The sequence below is a fragment of the Bradyrhizobium sp. 33ap4 genome, assembly GCF_032654765.1.
GTDB lineage: Bacteria > Pseudomonadota > Alphaproteobacteria > Rhizobiales > Xanthobacteraceae > Bradyrhizobium > Bradyrhizobium australafricanum.
Map to the genome: position 1 here is coordinate 19,504 of NZ_JAUMTJ010000027.1, position 15,996 is coordinate 35,499.

Annotated in this window: 14 protein-coding genes and 1 pseudogene; 5 read left to right on the top strand and 10 right to left on the bottom strand. The window is 63.1% G+C overall.

Going from position 1 to position 15,996, the window contains the following annotated elements; all coding sequences use genetic code 11:
- Window positions 1–30: 30 nt before the first annotated feature.
- The 9 genes and pseudogenes from Q2M23_RS21430 to Q2M23_RS21470 all read right to left on the bottom strand — a co-directional run bounded on the left by Q2M23_RS21430 (window position 31) and on the right by Q2M23_RS21470 (window position 9,278).
- The gene (locus Q2M23_RS21430) at window positions 31–1,485 is read right to left on the bottom strand and encodes an amidase (RefSeq protein ID WP_141342862.1); all 1,455 of its coding nucleotides are present in this window, start codon (window positions 1,483–1,485) and stop codon (window positions 31–33) included.
- Window positions 1,475–2,464 (bottom strand): ABC transporter ATP-binding protein, encoded by a 990-nt coding sequence (locus Q2M23_RS21435; RefSeq protein ID WP_410469751.1) that lies wholly within the window; start codon window positions 2,462–2,464, stop codon window positions 1,475–1,477. The genes Q2M23_RS21430 and Q2M23_RS21435 overlap by 11 nt, the downstream gene beginning before the upstream one ends.
- A complete protein-coding gene (locus tag Q2M23_RS21440; protein WP_316396940.1) occupies window positions 2,464–3,534 on the bottom strand; it encodes an ABC transporter ATP-binding protein in 1,071 nt (356 codons plus the stop codon). Before Q2M23_RS21440 ends, Q2M23_RS21435 begins: the two co-directional genes overlap by 1 nt.
- On the bottom strand, window positions 3,426–4,277 hold the full coding sequence (locus Q2M23_RS21445; RefSeq protein WP_141342865.1) for an ABC transporter permease: 852 nt from the start codon (window positions 4,275–4,277) through the stop codon (window positions 3,426–3,428). The genes Q2M23_RS21440 and Q2M23_RS21445 overlap by 109 nt, the downstream gene beginning before the upstream one ends.
- Window positions 4,278–4,280: 3 nt before the next feature.
- A complete protein-coding gene (locus Q2M23_RS21450; RefSeq protein ID WP_316396988.1) occupies window positions 4,281–5,297 on the bottom strand; it encodes an ABC transporter permease in 1,017 nt (338 codons plus the stop codon).
- A 298-nt stretch (window positions 5,298–5,595) separates the two neighbouring features.
- Entirely contained in the window at window positions 5,596–6,171 is a 576-nt protein-coding gene (locus Q2M23_RS21455) for a cupin domain-containing protein (RefSeq protein WP_092082107.1), read from the bottom strand.
- Between the two features lie 539 nt (window positions 6,172–6,710).
- A complete protein-coding gene (locus tag Q2M23_RS21460; RefSeq protein ID WP_316396989.1) occupies window positions 6,711–7,334 on the bottom strand; it encodes an isoprenylcysteine carboxylmethyltransferase family protein in 624 nt (207 codons plus the stop codon).
- Window positions 7,335–7,558: 224 nt separating this feature from the next.
- A complete protein-coding gene (locus Q2M23_RS21465) occupies window positions 7,559–7,837 on the bottom strand; it encodes an MAPEG family protein (RefSeq protein ID WP_316396941.1) in 279 nt (92 codons plus the stop codon).
- Between the two features lie 242 nt (window positions 7,838–8,079).
- Window positions 8,080–9,278: pseudogene (locus Q2M23_RS21470) on the bottom strand (IS256 family transposase).
- Between the two features lie 621 nt (window positions 9,279–9,899).
- Here Q2M23_RS21470 and Q2M23_RS21475 point away from each other — a divergent pair.
- Together Q2M23_RS21475 and Q2M23_RS21480 are read left to right on the top strand one after the other, a co-directional pair.
- Entirely contained in the window at window positions 9,900–10,070 is a 171-nt protein-coding gene (locus tag Q2M23_RS21475) for a DUF2934 domain-containing protein (RefSeq protein ID WP_316396942.1), read from the top strand.
- A 167-nt stretch (window positions 10,071–10,237) separates the two neighbouring features.
- Window positions 10,238–10,972, top strand: coding sequence for a ParB/Srx family N-terminal domain-containing protein (locus tag Q2M23_RS21480; protein WP_316396943.1), 735 nt, complete (start codon window positions 10,238–10,240; stop codon window positions 10,970–10,972).
- A 195-nt stretch (window positions 10,973–11,167) separates the two neighbouring features.
- Here the strand turns inward: Q2M23_RS21480 and Q2M23_RS21485 are convergent, their stop codons facing one another.
- Complete coding sequence (locus Q2M23_RS21485; RefSeq protein WP_316396944.1) at window positions 11,168–11,671, bottom strand: helix-turn-helix domain-containing protein; 504 nt, start codon at window positions 11,669–11,671, stop codon at window positions 11,168–11,170.
- 102 nt (window positions 11,672–11,773) lie between these two features.
- Between Q2M23_RS21485 and Q2M23_RS21490 the strand changes: the two genes are divergently transcribed.
- From Q2M23_RS21490 to Q2M23_RS21500, 3 genes are read left to right on the top strand one after another with little or no spacing between them, the layout of a single operon-like run.
- Window positions 11,774–12,400 (top strand): isochorismatase family cysteine hydrolase, encoded by a 627-nt coding sequence (locus Q2M23_RS21490; RefSeq protein WP_316396945.1) that lies wholly within the window; start codon window positions 11,774–11,776, stop codon window positions 12,398–12,400.
- A gap of 46 nt (window positions 12,401–12,446) precedes the next feature.
- Entirely contained in the window at window positions 12,447–14,144 is a 1,698-nt protein-coding gene (locus Q2M23_RS21495; protein WP_316396946.1) for an aldehyde dehydrogenase (NADP(+)), read from the top strand.
- A 17-nt stretch (window positions 14,145–14,161) separates the two neighbouring features.
- Window positions 14,162–15,544, top strand: a complete 1,383-nt coding sequence (locus tag Q2M23_RS21500; RefSeq protein ID WP_316396947.1) for an epoxide hydrolase — start codon at window positions 14,162–14,164, stop codon at window positions 15,542–15,544.
- Window positions 15,545–15,996: the final 452 nt, after the last annotated feature.

Below are 15,996 nucleotides of genomic sequence, written 5' to 3' on the forward strand. Positions count from 1 at the left end.
TGATATGTGAGTGGGAACGTGACGGCAGCATCAGAGACCGAGGTCGCCCAGCAGCTTCGGCCATTTGTGAGCCCACGGACGCGCTTGTTCGAACGCACCGGAGGCTGCGAGCACGGTGCGGTCCGCCAAATGGCGGCCGATGATCTGCATGCCGACAGGCAGGCCGGTCTCGGTGAAGCCGGCGGGAACGGTCGCCGCCGGCTGACCGGTCAGATTGCAGATGAAGGTGAAGCAGAGCCAGTCGCCGGTCGTGACCATCTTCTCTTCGATGATCTCGGGGCCCTGCATGTAGAGAGGGAACGCTGGCACTGCAAGCGTCGGCGTGATCAGCAGGTCGTAGTTGGCCATGAACCGCCACATGCGATTGCAGACCATCTGGCGCATCATCTTGGCGTCGGTGAATTCCTCCGCGGTCCACTGTCGCTGCAGCAGCGCGACGAGATGCGGCGACATCTCCTTTTCGTGCCCCTTCATCATGCGGCGCATGCCGGTCAGATCAGTGTCGCCGGCAACGATGGTCCAGAATTGCGGGAACGGATCGTCCCATCCGGGACTGGCGCGCTCGACTGTGCAGCCGAGATCAGTCTCGAACACGCGCACCGCCTCGGAGACGACGCGGCGCACCTCCGGGTCAACAGGCGCATAGCCCCAGTCTTCGCTATAGGCGATGCGAAGGCCCTTGATGCTTTCCCTGGTGGCAGCGACATAGTCGAAGTCGGCGGCCGGAATCGAATAGCGATCGCGCGGGTCAGGTCCGGTGATCACCTTGAGCATCAGCGCCGAGTCGGCCACGGTCCGGCTCATGGGGCCGACGTGTTCGAGCGATTCCCAGCTTGACACGCCGGGATAGCGCTCATCGCGGCAACCTGGGTAGAGCGGCACCCGGCCCATCGAGGCCTTGATTCCGTACAGTCCGCAGAGTGCAGAGGGAATCCTGATCGATCCGCCGCCATCGGAACCGATCGCAAATGGCGCGACGCCCGCTGCGACCGATGCACCCGAGCCGGCGCTCGATCCGCCGGACGTCATGTCGAGATTCCAGGGATTGCGCGTGGCCGGGAAAACAGGATTGTGACCGACGCCGCTGTAACCGAACTCCGGCACATTGGTCTTGCCGATGATGACGGCGCCAGCGTCCTTCAGCCGTTCAACCACGATGTCATCCTCATCAGGCACGAAGTCCCGATAGAGGGGCGAGCCCATCACGGTCAGGATGTCCTTGGTGGCGACGAGATCCTTGATTCCGATCGGCACGCCCGCCAGCAGGCCCGGATCCTTGCCGGCTGCAATCTTGGCGTCGACCGCGGCGGCGGCGGCGCGTGCCACATCGGGCGTCGGCGTGCAGAAGGCATGGATGTGGGGTTCGAGCTTCTCCATGCGGCGCAGAACGGCTTCCGTGACCTCGGCGGCAGAAAGCGTCTTGTCCCTGACTTTCGCCGCGACGGTCATGGCATCCATACGGCAGATCTCGTTGTCAGCGCTCATCGGTTTCTCCAGGTGGTGAAGGAGCAAAATGGCAGGCGGCGAAGTGGTCCGGACCTACCGCGCGAAGTGGCGGCATAACCCTGGTGCAAATATCCGCCCCCTTGGGACAGCGGCCGTAGAAGCGGCAAACGTTCGGATCCGGATCGATGGGGCTGCTCGGACTGCCGTCGAGCCTGACCCGCGCTTCTCCGCGCCGTGCCGGATCCGGGATCGCCGCAACGAGGGCCTGCGTGTAAGGGTGAAGCGACGCCGTGAAGAGCGTCTCGGCCGGCGCGATCTCGACGATCTTGCCAAGATACATCACGACCACACGCGAGCAGAGAAGCCGCACTACGTTGAGATCGTGCGACACGAACAAATAACTCATCGACAACCGGGCGCGCAGGTCGGCGAGCAACCGCAGGATCACGGCCTGGACCGACACGTCAAGCGCAGAGGTCGGTTCGTCGAGGATCAGCAGCGAAGGTTCGACCGCGACGGCACGCGCGATGCCGACGCGTGCGCGCTGGCCGCCGGACAGCTGATGCGGATAGCGCTGCAGCAGCTCTTCCGGCAATCCGACCAGTGCGGCCGTGGCGCGCACGCGCTTGTCCAGCTCAGCGCCGTTGGTCATCCCGAGCAGCCGCTTCAGCGGATCGGCGATTGCCTGAAAAGCGCGAAACGAGGGATTGAGGCTTTCGGTCGCGTCCTGGAACACGACCTGAATGCGCCGCCGGCTCGGCGAGGCTGCAAATTGGGCTTGCGTCACGGCGGTGAGATCCTCACCACCGATCAGGACCTGGCCGACCGTCGGATCGATCAGCCGGCCAAGCAGGCGAACCATGGTGGATTTGCCGCAGCCGGACTCACCGACCAGGCCGACGCTTTCGCCGGCACCGATGGTCAGATCCACATCGTCGACCGCATGCAGCCGCGCGCCGCGCCCTCTCCGCTTGATCGGGTAAAACTTGGACAGCGATTTGACTTCGAGCAGCGGCATCATGACAGCGGAAACCGGCAGCGCACGAGGTGCGCGGGCGACAATTCGGTCCAGGGCAACTCCGCCTCGTCACAGATCAGCTGCCGCCGCTCACAGCGGCCGCTGAAGCGGCATGGCGGCAACGCACCGCGCAAATCGGGCAGATGACCGGGAATAGAATTGAGGTCGTCCAGACGGGATTCGGGCACGGGCGTGGCAGCCAGCAGCTGGCGCGTATAAGGATGTGCCGGATGCTGCAGGAGCGCCTCAGTCGTCCCGATCTCGACAATGTGCCCGGCGTGCATGACCGCGATCCGATCGCAATACTCGCCGGCTAGGCCGAGGTTGTGCGTAATCAACAGCGTCGACATCCGCGTCGACCGGCTCATCTCCCTGATAAGATCCATGATGACGGCTTGCGTCGTTACATCGAGCCCCGTCGTGGGCTCATCGGCAATCAGCACGGACGGCGTGCAGGCCAGCGCCATCGCGATCATCACGCGCTGGCACATGCCGCCCGAGAGTTCGAACGGATAGGCGTCCGCCCGACGTTCGGGATCGGGGATGCGGACCCGCGCCAGGGCCGCAATCGCCGCTTTCTTGAGATCGCGGCTCGGCAAGCCGGCATGCTCCTGCAGCACGTCCTCAATCTGCTTGCCGATCTTGCGGATCGGATTGAGCGCCGTACGGGGGCTCTGAAAGATCATCGCCATCTCGCGCCCGCGAATCTCGCGCATGGCCTCTGGCCGCGCGGCCAGAAGATCGATTCCGCCCATCGTGATGCTGCCCTTGGTGATCCGCGCGGCTTCATCGTTCAGGCCCATGACGGTGTAGGCGGTAACCGATTTTCCGGACCCGCTTTCACCGACCACGCCGACGATCTCGCCGCGCGTCACGGACAGGCTCACGCTGTCGAGTGCGCGCACCACGCCGTGACGGGTACGAAATTCCAGGGAGAGGTCGTCGATCTCGAGCTGTGCCATCAGACGCGCTTCCTCGGATCGAGCAGGTCGCGCAGTCCGTCGCCCAGCATGTTGAAGGAAAACACCGCGAGCACGAGCGCCGCGCCCGGGAACATGAAGGCCCACCACTCGCCGGAAATGATGTAGCTCGCGCCTTCCGACACCATGATGCCCCACTCCGGCGTCGGCGGCCGCACCCCGAGTCCGATGAAGGACAGGCCGGCGGCGTTGAGGATCGCCCAGCCCATGTTGAGCGAGGCCTGCACCATCATCGGCGGCAGAATGTTCGGCACGATGTGGTTGACGAGAACGCGCAGCGCTCCGTTGCCGCCCATGCGCGCCGCCTCGACATAGCCGAGCTCGCGCCGCACGTTGACCTCGGCGCGCGCGAAGCGGCAGTAGAATGGCAGGTTAATGATCATCGTGGCGATGATGATGTTGGCGACGCTGTTGCCGAGCGCCACCACGATGCCCATCGCCAGCACGAACAGCGGGAACGCCATGATGGTGTCCATGGCGCGGCCAATGATGCGGTCGGTCCAGCCGCCGAAATAGCCGGCCATAGAGCCCAGCGCGAGGCCCACTACGAACGACAGCGCTACCGCCGAAACCGCCATGCCGAGGTCGAGGCGTGTCGCCACGATGACGCGGCTGAGGATGTCTCGGCCAAGCGCATCGGTGCCGAACGGATGCAGCGCACTGGGTCGCGCCAGCTTGGTGGTGGCGGAGGTCAGCAGCGGATCATAGGGCGCGATATAAGGGCCAAAGATCGCGAACAGCGCGAGCAGCGCCAAAATGATCACGGCGACCAGTGTCAGGCGATTTTCGCCGAAGGCATAACCGGTGTTGCGGGCGAGCGTGATGATGCTCATCGCTCAGCCCTCGTACCGGACGCGGGGATCGACCAGCGTCGCGAAGATGTCGACAGCGAGATTGAGCAGAACGTAGAGCACCGCCATCATCAGGACGAAGCCCTGCACTGCGGCGTAGTCGGAGGCTATTACGGCCGATACCGCATAGGCGCCGACGCCCTGCCAACCGAACACCTGTTCGATCAGGACGTTGGAGCCAAGCAGGAACGAGAACACCATGCCGAGAACGCTGCTCACGGGTAGCAGCACGTTGCGGAATGCGTAGGTCATCAGGATCTTGCGGACCGGCAGTCCGCTGGCGCGCGCGGTGCGGATGAAATCGCTGCCCAGCGCCTCCAGCATCGCTGCCCGCGTGATGCGCGCGATCGGCGCCAGCGCGAACAGGCCGAGCGATATCGCGGGCAGGATCAATTGGGACAATGCCGCGCGGAGCACCGGCCAGTCACCCGCAATGAGGGCGTCGACGGTGTAGGCTCCGGTGACGTGCGGCGGCGGCGAAAAGGTAATCTCGTTTAGGCGGCCGAGCGGCTGCGGCGCCCAGCCGAGCAGGAAATAGAAGATATATACGAACAGCAGACCGACGAAGAACGTCGGAAAGGCTGCACTCACGGTGACGAGCCCGCGGCAGGCATGATCGACCCCACCGTTGATGCGGGCCGCAGCCCACACGCCCATCGGGATGGCGATGCTGATCGCGAACAGCAGCGCGAAGGACGATAATTCGAGCGACGCCGGCAGCCTTTCGATCAGATCGGTCAACACCGGCTGGCCGGTCGTGAGCGAGCGGCCGAGGTTGCCATGCGCGAGGTCAATCACATAGTGCAGGAACTGCACCGGAAGCGGGCGATCGAGTCCAAGTGTGGCGCGGATGCTCTCGATCGATGCGGCGTTCGCGGCGGGCCCAGCGAAGAAGGCCGCAGGGTCGCCGGGCAGCGCGTGCGAGATGAAGAACGTGAGAACAACAACTCCGATCAGGCTCGGGATGGTGCCCAGCAAACGTTTCCAAACGAAAGCCATCAGCGGTTCGCCTGCCGTTACTCACCGAAGCGACGGCATCGCTGCCGGAGCGCATCAACGTGATCGGGCCCCGTCAACGTCAGACGCAGCCGGGGGCAATCGACATGCATCACAGTCATGCAAAACGTTAAGCAAGCGCTATGCCAGCTCGGTCATTCCGGTGATCGAGCCGGCAAGTTCTCGAATTGGAGGTTTTTGGGATGCAACGCCGTCGCGCTCGCGCCGAAAAAGAAGCGATGCTGAGCCATCGCTGCTTCAGTTTTCGCCACATGCATCTAATTCATGCACTGGCGCGATCGCCTCAGTGGACCTGCGGCGTGTTGACCCAGACGATCCGCGCTTCGTCCGGCCCGACATTGCGATAACTGTTGGTCAAATAAGCCTTGAAGAAGAAGGAGTCGCCGGCCGTCATCAGATATGTGGTGTCGTCGACGGTGAGTTCGATGGTTCCTGACACGAGGTAGCCGACGGCTTCGCCCCGATGGGTGATGAGGTCGACCTTCTCGCCGCCCGGGGCGACCACATGAATGTTGCCCTCGAGCAAATTGCCCGCGGCGATCGGCACCAATCGCTCATAGGTCACACCGGTGCCGCCGCGCAGTGCGTCCAGCGGCACCTTGAGCCGGTCCTCAGGCTTCTGCACCAGCTTGTAGTCGTCGATCTTTAGGCCAAAAAACGAGGCCATGTCTCGGTCGAGCGCGTGGACCATCTTGTCGAGCATGGGCAGCGACGGCATGACCTTGCCGGCCTCGATCTTGGAAATCATGCTCTCGTCACATCCGACGACCTGCGCCAGGTCTCTCATGCGCAGCCCCTTGGACAACCGGGCACGCCGGAGGCGCGGACCAATATTCAACGCGTTGTTTTCGGACGTCACGTTACGTTCCCAGCAATGCAAGCGGGCCAATACTATGCATATAAATCACATGATTTACCAGCACGTCGCGGCGAATCCAGAGCAAATTGGAGAAGCCGCCCCCTCGCCCGCATAAAGGCGGCCTTGGCCGAAAACGAGAGTTTGTCAGATTTATGCTCCGCGGGACTTCGGGTCTCGCCAGCATCGATGCGTGGCCTCGGGTGTATCGGCGTAATGTCGAACTCCGGCGCGGCAAGGCCTGACAGCACGTGCGTGGGAACGTACATCTCACGGACGATTGGTTGAGGCCCACTGCGAATAGTTTCCGGTGCCGAACCGGTCGAGCGGCGGCGCCGCCGTTTTCTGTGTTAGACGACCGCGCTAGGAAAGCCCGCTACTGTGAAGGGTTTCGGACGCCGGCCGCCGAATGTGCCGCGCCGTCAGTCATGCGGCCGGCATCCGAAACCCTTCACACTTTCAGACATGGCTCGCTTGCTTCCTCTGAGATGGCAACGGCCCGGTTTGGTGAGGAGCGTGCTTTCCCAAATGAGGTTTAGCTCTCACCAAATCCGCGGGATAAGCCGCCATCGGACTAGCGCGGCGTAATCCGAATAGCCCGCAAGGTCTACCTGAAGAATTCGATCCTCCGTGATGGTGCGATAGAGCAGAAACGGCAGGCTGAAGATCACAACGAGCGCGGCAGCGAGCCAAGATCCGAGTGCGGGTCCGCTCGCCACCATAATTAGAATCCCGGCGGTGTATCCGGGATGGCGAACGAAGGCGTAGGGTCCCGTGGTGACGACGTACTGACCGCGGTCGGTCTGGATGCGAATAGCGGAGGAGAAAAACCGGTTCACGCGCATAGCCCATAGTGCCAGGGCGTAACCGGACCCGACCGTGAACAGGCAAACGCCTTGCAGCCAGTCGGGCACATTGTCGCTCCAATGGAAACGGCCACGGTCAAGCCCGGCAACGATCCAATGCATGAACAGAACCAGCGAGAAGACCTTCAGCGCGAGCGGCGGCTTCTCGCCGCCCGGCCGCATGCGTTCGCGCAGGAGGTCCGGATCGAGCGCCGCGAACGAAACGATCATGACGACGGCGAAGATTGCGAGATACGCCCAAAAGCCCGGGATGGCGACCGTGCCGGCTGCTGCGAACAATGCGGCGGCCGCGGCGACCACGAACAAGCCTGCCTTGAGGTAAGCCGAGACTGGCATCCGCTAGTTTACCATTTCAGAGGAAGCGAAGTGGTGCCACGCATGACCCTAAGATCGTGCGGTCGGTATCGTCACTTCAAGAATAGCCCGGCAACATTCATCAGGATGCCGGTCGTCGGGATGTCCCACACGAGCGAACGAGCTAACGGCAGGTCCGCCATATACAGGATTGCGTAGAGGATGCGACCTCAAAAGTAGAAGTGGGCTCCCCACACGGTGAGCCAACTGTGCGTGTTCGTCACGGTCACGACAAGAATTGCAGCGGCGAAGAATGGAAAGGTCTCAAAATAGTTTCGGAGTGCTCGTTCAGCCCTTCCGGCAACGCCGGTGAGCGGCGGAACACTGTGCTCCCTTGAGCTGGCAGTCCACCAATAGCCTCGTTGCCAGCTCTGCAGGTGCGACACGATGATAATGTGCACGATGCCGAGGACTACGCTTCCGGCGAGCAGGACGAGTTCGATGGTCATACAAGACCGTATACCCTCAGCCGCGTGGATGTCTGTTGAGGGTCATTCTCGACGGATTCAGCGGGGTTGTCGGCAGGTTGAATGTCCGCTTCTGCCCGTTCGGCGGGCAAAAGCAATCCTTTGGAGGGCCGCGCCTTTTCAAAGGTACTTTGGGAAATCCAAAACCGCGCGGGTAGATCGTGTCCCTGAGCGTGGTGTAACTGGCGGCGGGGCACCGCGTTCGCCGGCAAGAGCCGGACTGGTCAGCTGGCGATAGCCGGGAGACTGACGGTTGGATCATCGCTCAACGGCGCGATGGTTTCCAGCGTCATGTAGCGGGCGCGCTGGACGGCCCATTCATCGTTCTGTTCGAGCAGGATCGCGCCGATGAGACGGACGATGGCGTCTTCATTGGGGAAGATACCGACCACCTCGGTGCGCCGCTTGATCTCGCCGTTGAGGCGCTCGATCGGGTTGGTCGAGTGCAGCTTGGTCCGGTGCTGCGGCGGGAACGTCATATAGGCCAGCACATCGGTCTCGGCCTCGTCGAGGAAGCCGGCAAGCTTGGGCAGCTTGGGGCGGAGCTGGTCGGCGACCTTCCGCCATTGCGCTCGTGCGGCTTCCGCATCGTCCTGGGCAAAGGCGGTTGCGATGAAGGCAGAGACGACACGCCGTCCGCTCTTGCCGGCGTGCGCCAGCGCGTTACGCATGAAGTGCACGCGGCAGCGCTGCCAGCTGGCATTGAGCACCTTGGCGACGGTCGCCTTGATGCCCTCATGGGCGTCGGACACGACCAGCTTGACGCCGCGCAGGCCGCGGCGAGCGAGCTTGCGCAGGAACGCCGTCCAGAACGTCTCGGCCTCGGAAGGGCCGATGTCCATGCCGAGAACTTCGCCCCGGCCGTCGCTGTTGACGCCGACCGCGACAATCACCGCGACCGACACGATGCGCCCCTGCTGGCGCACCTTCACGTAGGTGGCGTCGATCCACAAATACGGCCAGTCGCCCTCGATCGGACGGGCGAGGAACGCCTTCACCTTGTCGTCGATCTCGGCACAGAGCCGGCTCCCTGGCTCTTGGAGATGCCGCTCATGCCCATGGCCTGCACGAGATCGTCGACGGAGCGGGTCGAGACGCCCTGCACGTAGGCTTCCTGCACCACAGCGGTGAGCGCCTTCTCGGCCATGCGGCGGGGCTCCAGGAAGCCCGGGAAGTAAGAGCCCTTGCGCAGCTTGGGGATGCGCAGTTCGACCGTGCCGGCGCGGGTCTCCCAGGTCCGGTCGCGGTAGCCGTTGCGCTGGGCCAGACGCTCGGGGCTCTTCTCGCCATAGGCGGCTCCGGTCTGGCCTTCGACTTCCAGCTCCATCAGACGCTGGGCGGCAAAGCCGATCATCTCGCGCAGCAGATCGGCATCAGGGGTCTTCTCCACGAGCGTGCGGAGGTTCATCATCTCGTCGGTCATCGGTGGTTCCTCGAATCAGGTTGGTGTCAGCAACCCGACCCTACCGGCGAACCGCCGGTGACCACCGCAAAGCCGCCCGCCCGCTACGGCGCTACGTGAGGGCGCGCGTGCGGGCGGCTTTGCTCTACCGAGCTACACCATCACTGGGGACACGACCCGCGGGTACGCCGGACCGCCCGCCTTTTGCGTATTTCGGGACCGCGTTTTGGGGCTTTGATTCCTCGCAAACTCCACGCGAACGGAGCTGGTTAGGGCGTTTAATGGCGAATCGACCGTTCGGCCATTTTGCTTGAAATCCACGAGGCGACCGGCGTCGTCGGCACGATGGTGACGGCGCCGTTTGCGCCGTTTGGGTTGGTTTTAAAGCAAGCGCAGCGGTAACGGCCCCGCCGACGGCAGCGCACAATCCGCCGTGAGCGAGGAACTGAAGTTGTTTAACTTGCGTTGCCCAAGATGGATAAAAACTGCCCAATCTGCTTCGGCATCGGGTGGGTTTGCGAGAACCATCCGCACCTTGCATGCAGTAAAGATCGGCTGTCTGTGCGGAGCCAGAATTCCGTGAGGGTATGAATAACCGACCGCAGGCGATTGCCTGACGGTGCGATATTTAGGGTGTTTCAGATGCCCGGTCCGAACGAGGAAGAAATACGCACTCGGGCTTATAAGCTTTGGCAGGAGGCCGGCCAACCACACGGTGAGATGGATAACTTCTGGTATCGGGCCGAAAAAGAGCTTCTCGTAGAGAAATGTCGGAAGGGCGAGAAGTGCATCCCGCAAGTCGAAAACGGATAGCATACCAGCTTCCTCCATTGCGGGCGGCAGCAGCTCCAAATCGGCTCCCGCGTCCGATGCGCAAGTGAAATTCGCCAGGCGGTGGCTCCTCTCCACACATTGCGCTGCTCCTAGTCGGCGACCCAAGTGTCGATGCACTCGCGATGCAGGCGCGTGGTGGTGCCACCGTGGTGCATGTCGACGGTTTCGCCCGGCTTGTTGAGGCGAATGCAATGCGTTGCGGATTTAAAAGTCTAGGTCCGGGCCATAAACGGCCCTACAGGCGGCAAATCATGGATGCACTGGCGAGCAAGCCGGCCGTGGAAGCATGGCCGGTTGACCGTTTACGGCCCTACGAGCGCAATTCGCGCCGGCACTCGCCCGAGCAAATCGAGCAGATCGCGGCCTCAATCAAGCAATGGGGTTGGACAATGCCGATCCTCGCGGCCGATGACGGCATGGTGCTCGCCGGGCACGGCCGATTGGCCGCCGGCAAGCTGTTAGGATTTACCGAGGTGCCGGTCATTGTCGCGCGCGGTTGGACCGATCAGCAGAAGCGCGCCTATGTCATCGCCGATAATCGCCTGACCGATGCCAGCGATTGGGATGACGAGATGCTGCGGCTCGAATTGGCCGACCTCGTGGAGGACGGTTTCGAGATCGCGCTGACCGGCATAACCGAGGACGAGCTTTCGCGGCTATCGGTCGGGGTCGGCGAGTTAGAGCGGATGCCCGAATTGCCGGACGGCGATCGGTCGCCATTCCGCGACATGACGTTCATTCTGTACGGGGATCAATTCGGGCTCGTCGAGCGCGCCATCGCCAGGGCGACCAAGCCGCGCGACCCGAACAATCCCAATCGCTCGCCACAAGGCAATGCGCTCGCCTCGATCTGCGCCGAATATCTAGGGCGCGTCTCATAAATCGAGTTTGTTATTCTAGAGGTCCGCTATGCCCCGATACTGACCAATTACCGCAACGCAACGAAATGGTGCGATGGGCCAGAGGCGGAAGTCTCGCACTCGGCTTGATCGCTTCGAACGCAGGCCTGGCAATGCGACTGGCTGTCCCAGCGCGAGCCCTTGCACGGCCGGCTTCTCTTCTGAGACCCACAGGATTCATAGGCTGGCCTTGAACTCCTCCCACCGCGCTTCGCGCTCATCCTGATAAGCGGGATTCAGCTCGGCGATCATATCCTCGCGACGTAGTGGCTGGCCGCAACTCTCACAGACGGGGCCAAGGCCCGTCGACTTGCCGCATGTCCGGTGGATGTAGTTGATAGCGCGGCCTTCCCGCGGCGACTTGCACCATATCTCGCCCCAGCCCCGCAGCGCCTGCAGCACAGGATAGAAGGCCTCCCCCTTCTCCGTCAGGTGATACTCGTGACGCCGCGGTCGCTTGTTGTAGATGCGTCGCCTGACGAGCCCGTTGGCTTCCAAGCTCTTCAATCTCGCCGCGGCCATTTGCGGCGTAGCTCCGGTCTGGGCCTGGATCTCCTCGAAGCGATGACTGCGCATGAAGAGTTCGCGCAGGATTAGCACCGTCCAGCGGTCGCCCACGACCGTCTCGGAGCGGGCGACCGGGCAAAGCGTCTGGGAAACAACGGCTTTTTGGTTCTTCATCACGTTTTCTTCATCGCGGGTTGTAACTATGATTTTCATAGTAACATAGGACATCATTGAAGCCGAAGCAACCGGCCGCGCTGCGGCCCAAGGAGACGGACGATGATTGAGACCCAATACCCTCGCGGCAGGACCGCATTGCTGCTCGTCGATCCCTACAACGACTTCCTGTCGGAGGGCGGGAAGGTTTATCCGCACCTCAAGCCGGTCGCCGATGAGGTTGGCCTCCTCGATAACCTGCGCCGGCTGGACGGTGCCGTGCGCGCGGCTGATATCCAGGTCGTCATCGTCCCGCACCGGCGCTGGGAGCCGGGCGATTACGAGGACTGGGACCATCCAAACCCCACCCAGCGACTGATCATGCAGCGCCACAGCTTTGCGCGCGGCGAATGGGGCGGCGAATGGCATTCCGATTTCACGCCGAAGCCTGGCGACATCGTCGCCAAGGAGCATTGGGGACAAAGCGGCTTCGCCAACACCGACCTGGACTTCCAGTTGAAGCAGAAGGGTATCACCCACGTGATCGTGATCGGCCTGCTCGCCAACACCTGCATCGAGTCGACAGCTCGCTTCGCAATGGAGCTCGGCTATCACGTGACGCTGGTGCGCGACGCCACCGCCGCCTTCTCGCACGACATGATGCACGCTGCGCACGAATTGAACGGCCCCACATTCGCCCACGCCATCGGGACGACGGCCGAGGTGATGGCGGCCTTGCCTAAGACGTAACCCGCGCCCTGCGCGCCAGCGCACTTATCATGAAAGGTGAACTCAAATGACCCTGACAGGAAAGCTTTTCATCGGCGCCGCAGACATCGCGGCCAGCGAAGGAACGATGAACGCGCTCAACCCCGCCACGAACCGCGAAATCGAACCCGGCTTTGCCCTCGGCGGTCGCGCGGAAGTCGACCTGGCCGTGCGGCTCGCCGAACAAGCGTTCGACGGCTACAGCCACACGACGCTTGCGGAGCGCGCAGCGTTCCTGGGCCGGATCGCCGACAATCTCGATGCTGTGCGCACAGAGCTTGCCGAGCGCGCCGCGCAGGAGACCGGCCTGCCCGCGGTGCAGCTCGAGGCCGAAGCGACCAAGGCGGCGACCCAATTCCGGCAATTCGCCGAGGTCGTCCGCAAGGGGCGCTTCCTGCAGGCGACGATTGACCCGGCCCAGCCCGAGCGCCAGCCCCGCCCGCGCATGGACCACCGCATGCAGAAGATCGCGCTCGGTCCCGTTGCCATCTTTGGTGCAAGCAATTTCCCGATCGCCTATTCGGTCGCCGGCGGCGACACCGCCTCTGCGCTCGCGGCGGGCTGCACCGTGGTGTTGAAAGCGCACAACGCTCACCCCGGGGCGTCGGAGATCATGGCCCGTGTCATCCGCAAGGCGGTCCAGGATAGCGGCCTGCATCAGGGCGTGTTCTCGATGGTGCGCGGGGCGGGCAATACCGTCGGCGAGGCGCTGGTCGACCATCCGCTGATCAAGGCCGTGACTTTCACCGGATCGGAAGGCGGCGGCATGGCGCTCTATCGACGCGCCCAGCTGCGGCTGGAACCGATCCCGGTCTTTACCGAAATGACCAGCGTCAACCCGACTTTCATCCTGCCACAGGCCCTGTCGTTGCGCGGAGCCGAGATCGGCGACGGCTTCGCCGAACGGATGCTGGTCAATGTCGGACAGGCATGCCTAAAGCCCGCTATCCTTCTGGGCATTGAAGGGCCCGGCTTCGAAGCCATGCGCGAGAGCTTGTCGGCGCGCATCGCTTCTGCCCCTGCGCGCCCTATGCTGACCCCGGGCATCCATAGCGCCTATCTGCAAGGCCTCGACCGGCAGCAGGCGAGCGGTGCTCGCCGCACCGCAGAGGGGGCGGCGCCGTCCCAAGATCTCGACGGCCGCTCGGCCCTGCTCGAGATCGACGGCGCACGCTTCCTGGCCGATCCCAGGCTTGCGGAGGAAGTGTTCGGCCCCGCCGCCCTGCTCGTGAAGGTCCGCGACGCAGAGGAGTTGATCGCCATTGCCATGGCCTTCCGCGGCCAGCTTTCGGCGAGCATGCATCTGGAAAACGCCGACACTTCACTGGCGCAGCGTCTGCTCCCCATCCTGGAGCGACGCACCGGTCGCATCGTTGTCAACGCCTTCGCGCATCCGCAGGAGGTCTCTTATGCCTCGATCCACGGAGGTCCCTTCCCCGCGACCTCGGACAGCCGCTTCACCTCGGTCGGCATGAGCGCGATCGATCGGTTTTTGCGGCCGGTCTCTTACCAGGGTTTTCCGGACACGCTGCTGCCCATGGCGCTGCGCGAGGCCAATCCGCTCGGCGTGCCCCGGCTGGTCGACGGAGGCGTGGTCACTCGCCGTTCCCCCGCTGCCCGGAACGACCAAGAGACAATTAGGTGGCGCGGCGATGGCGCGCCTGCCGACCAACGAGCATTCGCTCGAGCATCGAAGCGACCCAACTTCCAAGGCGCGAGCCGGTAACCTCAGGAGAGAATGCAATGACCATGCTCATCAAAACGCCGGCGACAGAAGCCATCAACCCGGACAGACGCAAGTTCTTGACCACCGCTGCGCTGGGAATAGCCGCGGCCGGCGCAGCCAGCCTGTTTCCCGCGCATCCGGTGTCGGCCGCCACGGGCGATGCAATCCGCCCCTTCCGCATCAACTTTCCTGAAGAGGCGCTCGTCGACCTGCGCAGGCGCATCGACGCGACAAACTGGCCTGAACGCGAGACTGTCCCGGACCAATCGCAAGGCGTGCAACTCGCGACGATGCGGGAACTGGCGCGCTATTGGGCGACGGATTACGACTGGCGGAAGGTAGAGGCGCGGCTCAATGCCTTGCCGCAGTTCATCACCGAGATCGACGGGCTGGACATTCATTTCATCCACGTTCGTTCGAAGCACGAAGGTGCGTTGCCGCTCATCGTCAACCACGGATGGCCCGGCTCGATCATCGAGCAGTTGAAGATCATCGATCCCTTGACCAACCCCACGGCATACGGCGCGAGCGCATCGGACGCTTTCCATTTGGTCATTCCGTCAATGCCGGGATACGGCTTTTCGGGCAAACCGAAGAGCACCGGCTGGGGTCCCGAGCGGATGGCCCGAGCATGGGCAGAACTCATGAAGCGCCTCGGCTACACCAGTTACGTCGCTCAAGGCGGCGACTGGGGAGCGTTTGTTGTCGATCAAATGGGCTTGCAGGCTCCCGCGGGACTGCTCGCCATCCACACCAACATGCCCGCCACCGTCCCGGCTGACGTCGACAAGGCTCTTAAGGCCGGCGAGCCGCCGACGACCGGTCTGTCAGCTGAGGAACGACGCGCTTATGAGCAACTGGTCAGGACTTTCAAGCAAGTCGACTATGCCAGGTTGATGGCGTCGCGCCCGCAAACCCTCTACGGCATCGCGGATTCGCCCGTTGGCCTCGCGGCCTGGCTGCTCGACCACAATGACGCTGACGGCCAACCGGCGGCGGCGGTCGCTTCGGCACTAACCCGGGCGACGAGTGCCACTGGGGAGCTGACGCGCGACGAGATCCTCGACAACATCACGCTGTACTGGTTGACGAAGACCGGGGTCTCTGCGTCCCGTCTTTACTGGGAATACAAGGGCGGCTTCTTCAATGCGAAGGGCGTCCACATCCCGGTGGCCGTGAGCGTTTTTCCAGGCGAGCAGTATCAGGCGCCGCGGAGTTGGACGGAGCGGGCGTATCCCAAGCTCATCTATTACAACAAGGTCGATAAAGGCGGGCACTTTGCAGCCTGGGAACAGCCGCAGCTCTTTTCTGAAGAGGTGCGCGCAGGCTTCCGATCGCTGCGCAAATCGCTTGAAGACTTCGGCGCGCGCCATCACGCGCGCGCCGAGCGCCACTCGTAACGCGGAAGAGTGTCTGACACCCGACGTATATTCACCCCTCTCCCGACCGCGCCTGGATGAGTTTGTCGCACGTCTTGTGGCCGAGCACCGAAGCATCGGAATGAGAATTCCAATCGGCATTCCTCGGTTTGACTAGCCCTCGCCTTACGTACATCGGCGACGGCAAGAGGTAGACCTGGTCACCGCCGACAGGTGCTGCGCATCGCCAGTTTTCTGGCATGCGCCCGCTCAGACATGTCTGCCTTGGGTCACTCTCGACCGAGTCTGCGGGCCTCGCCTTCCATTTGATGTCTGCTTTACCCCAAAAGCAACCGGTGCCGGGGCGGGGTCCCCTCGGGTTCATCGGGCGGGCGATGCCCCAGTGGTGATCTACCGGAAATAAATTCAGACAGCATCTGGACACGGAGGTCGCGATGAACACGCACGGTGGAAGCTGCCTGCTAGCATTCGTC

Bases quoted from the DNA above. Each gene is read 5' to 3' on its own strand.
- Q2M23_RS21430 (WP_141342862.1), bottom strand. From the start codon at position 1,485: ATGAGCGCTGACAACGAGATCTGCCGTATGGATGCCATGACCGTCGCG.
- Q2M23_RS21435 (WP_410469751.1), bottom strand. From the start codon at position 2,464: ATGCCGCTGCTCGAAGTCAAATCGCTGTCCAAGTTTTACCCGATCAAG.
- Q2M23_RS21445 (WP_141342865.1), bottom strand. From the start codon at position 4,277: ATGAGCATCATCACGCTCGCCCGCAACACCGGTTATGCCTTCGGCGAA.
- Q2M23_RS21465 (WP_316396941.1), bottom strand. From the start codon at position 7,837: ATGACCATCGAACTCGTCCTGCTCGCCGGAAGCGTAGTCCTCGGCATC.
- Q2M23_RS21475 (WP_316396942.1), top strand. From the start codon at position 9,900: ATGCCCGGTCCGAACGAGGAAGAAATACGCACTCGGGCTTATAAGCTT.
- Q2M23_RS21485 (WP_316396944.1), bottom strand. From the start codon at position 11,671: ATGAAGAACCAAAAAGCCGTTGTTTCCCAGACGCTTTGCCCGGTCGCC.
- Q2M23_RS21490 (WP_316396945.1), top strand. From the start codon at position 11,774: ATGATTGAGACCCAATACCCTCGCGGCAGGACCGCATTGCTGCTCGTC.
- Q2M23_RS21495 (WP_316396946.1), top strand. From the start codon at position 12,447: ATGACCCTGACAGGAAAGCTTTTCATCGGCGCCGCAGACATCGCGGCC.
- Q2M23_RS21500 (WP_316396947.1), top strand. From the start codon at position 14,162: ATGACCATGCTCATCAAAACGCCGGCGACAGAAGCCATCAACCCGGAC.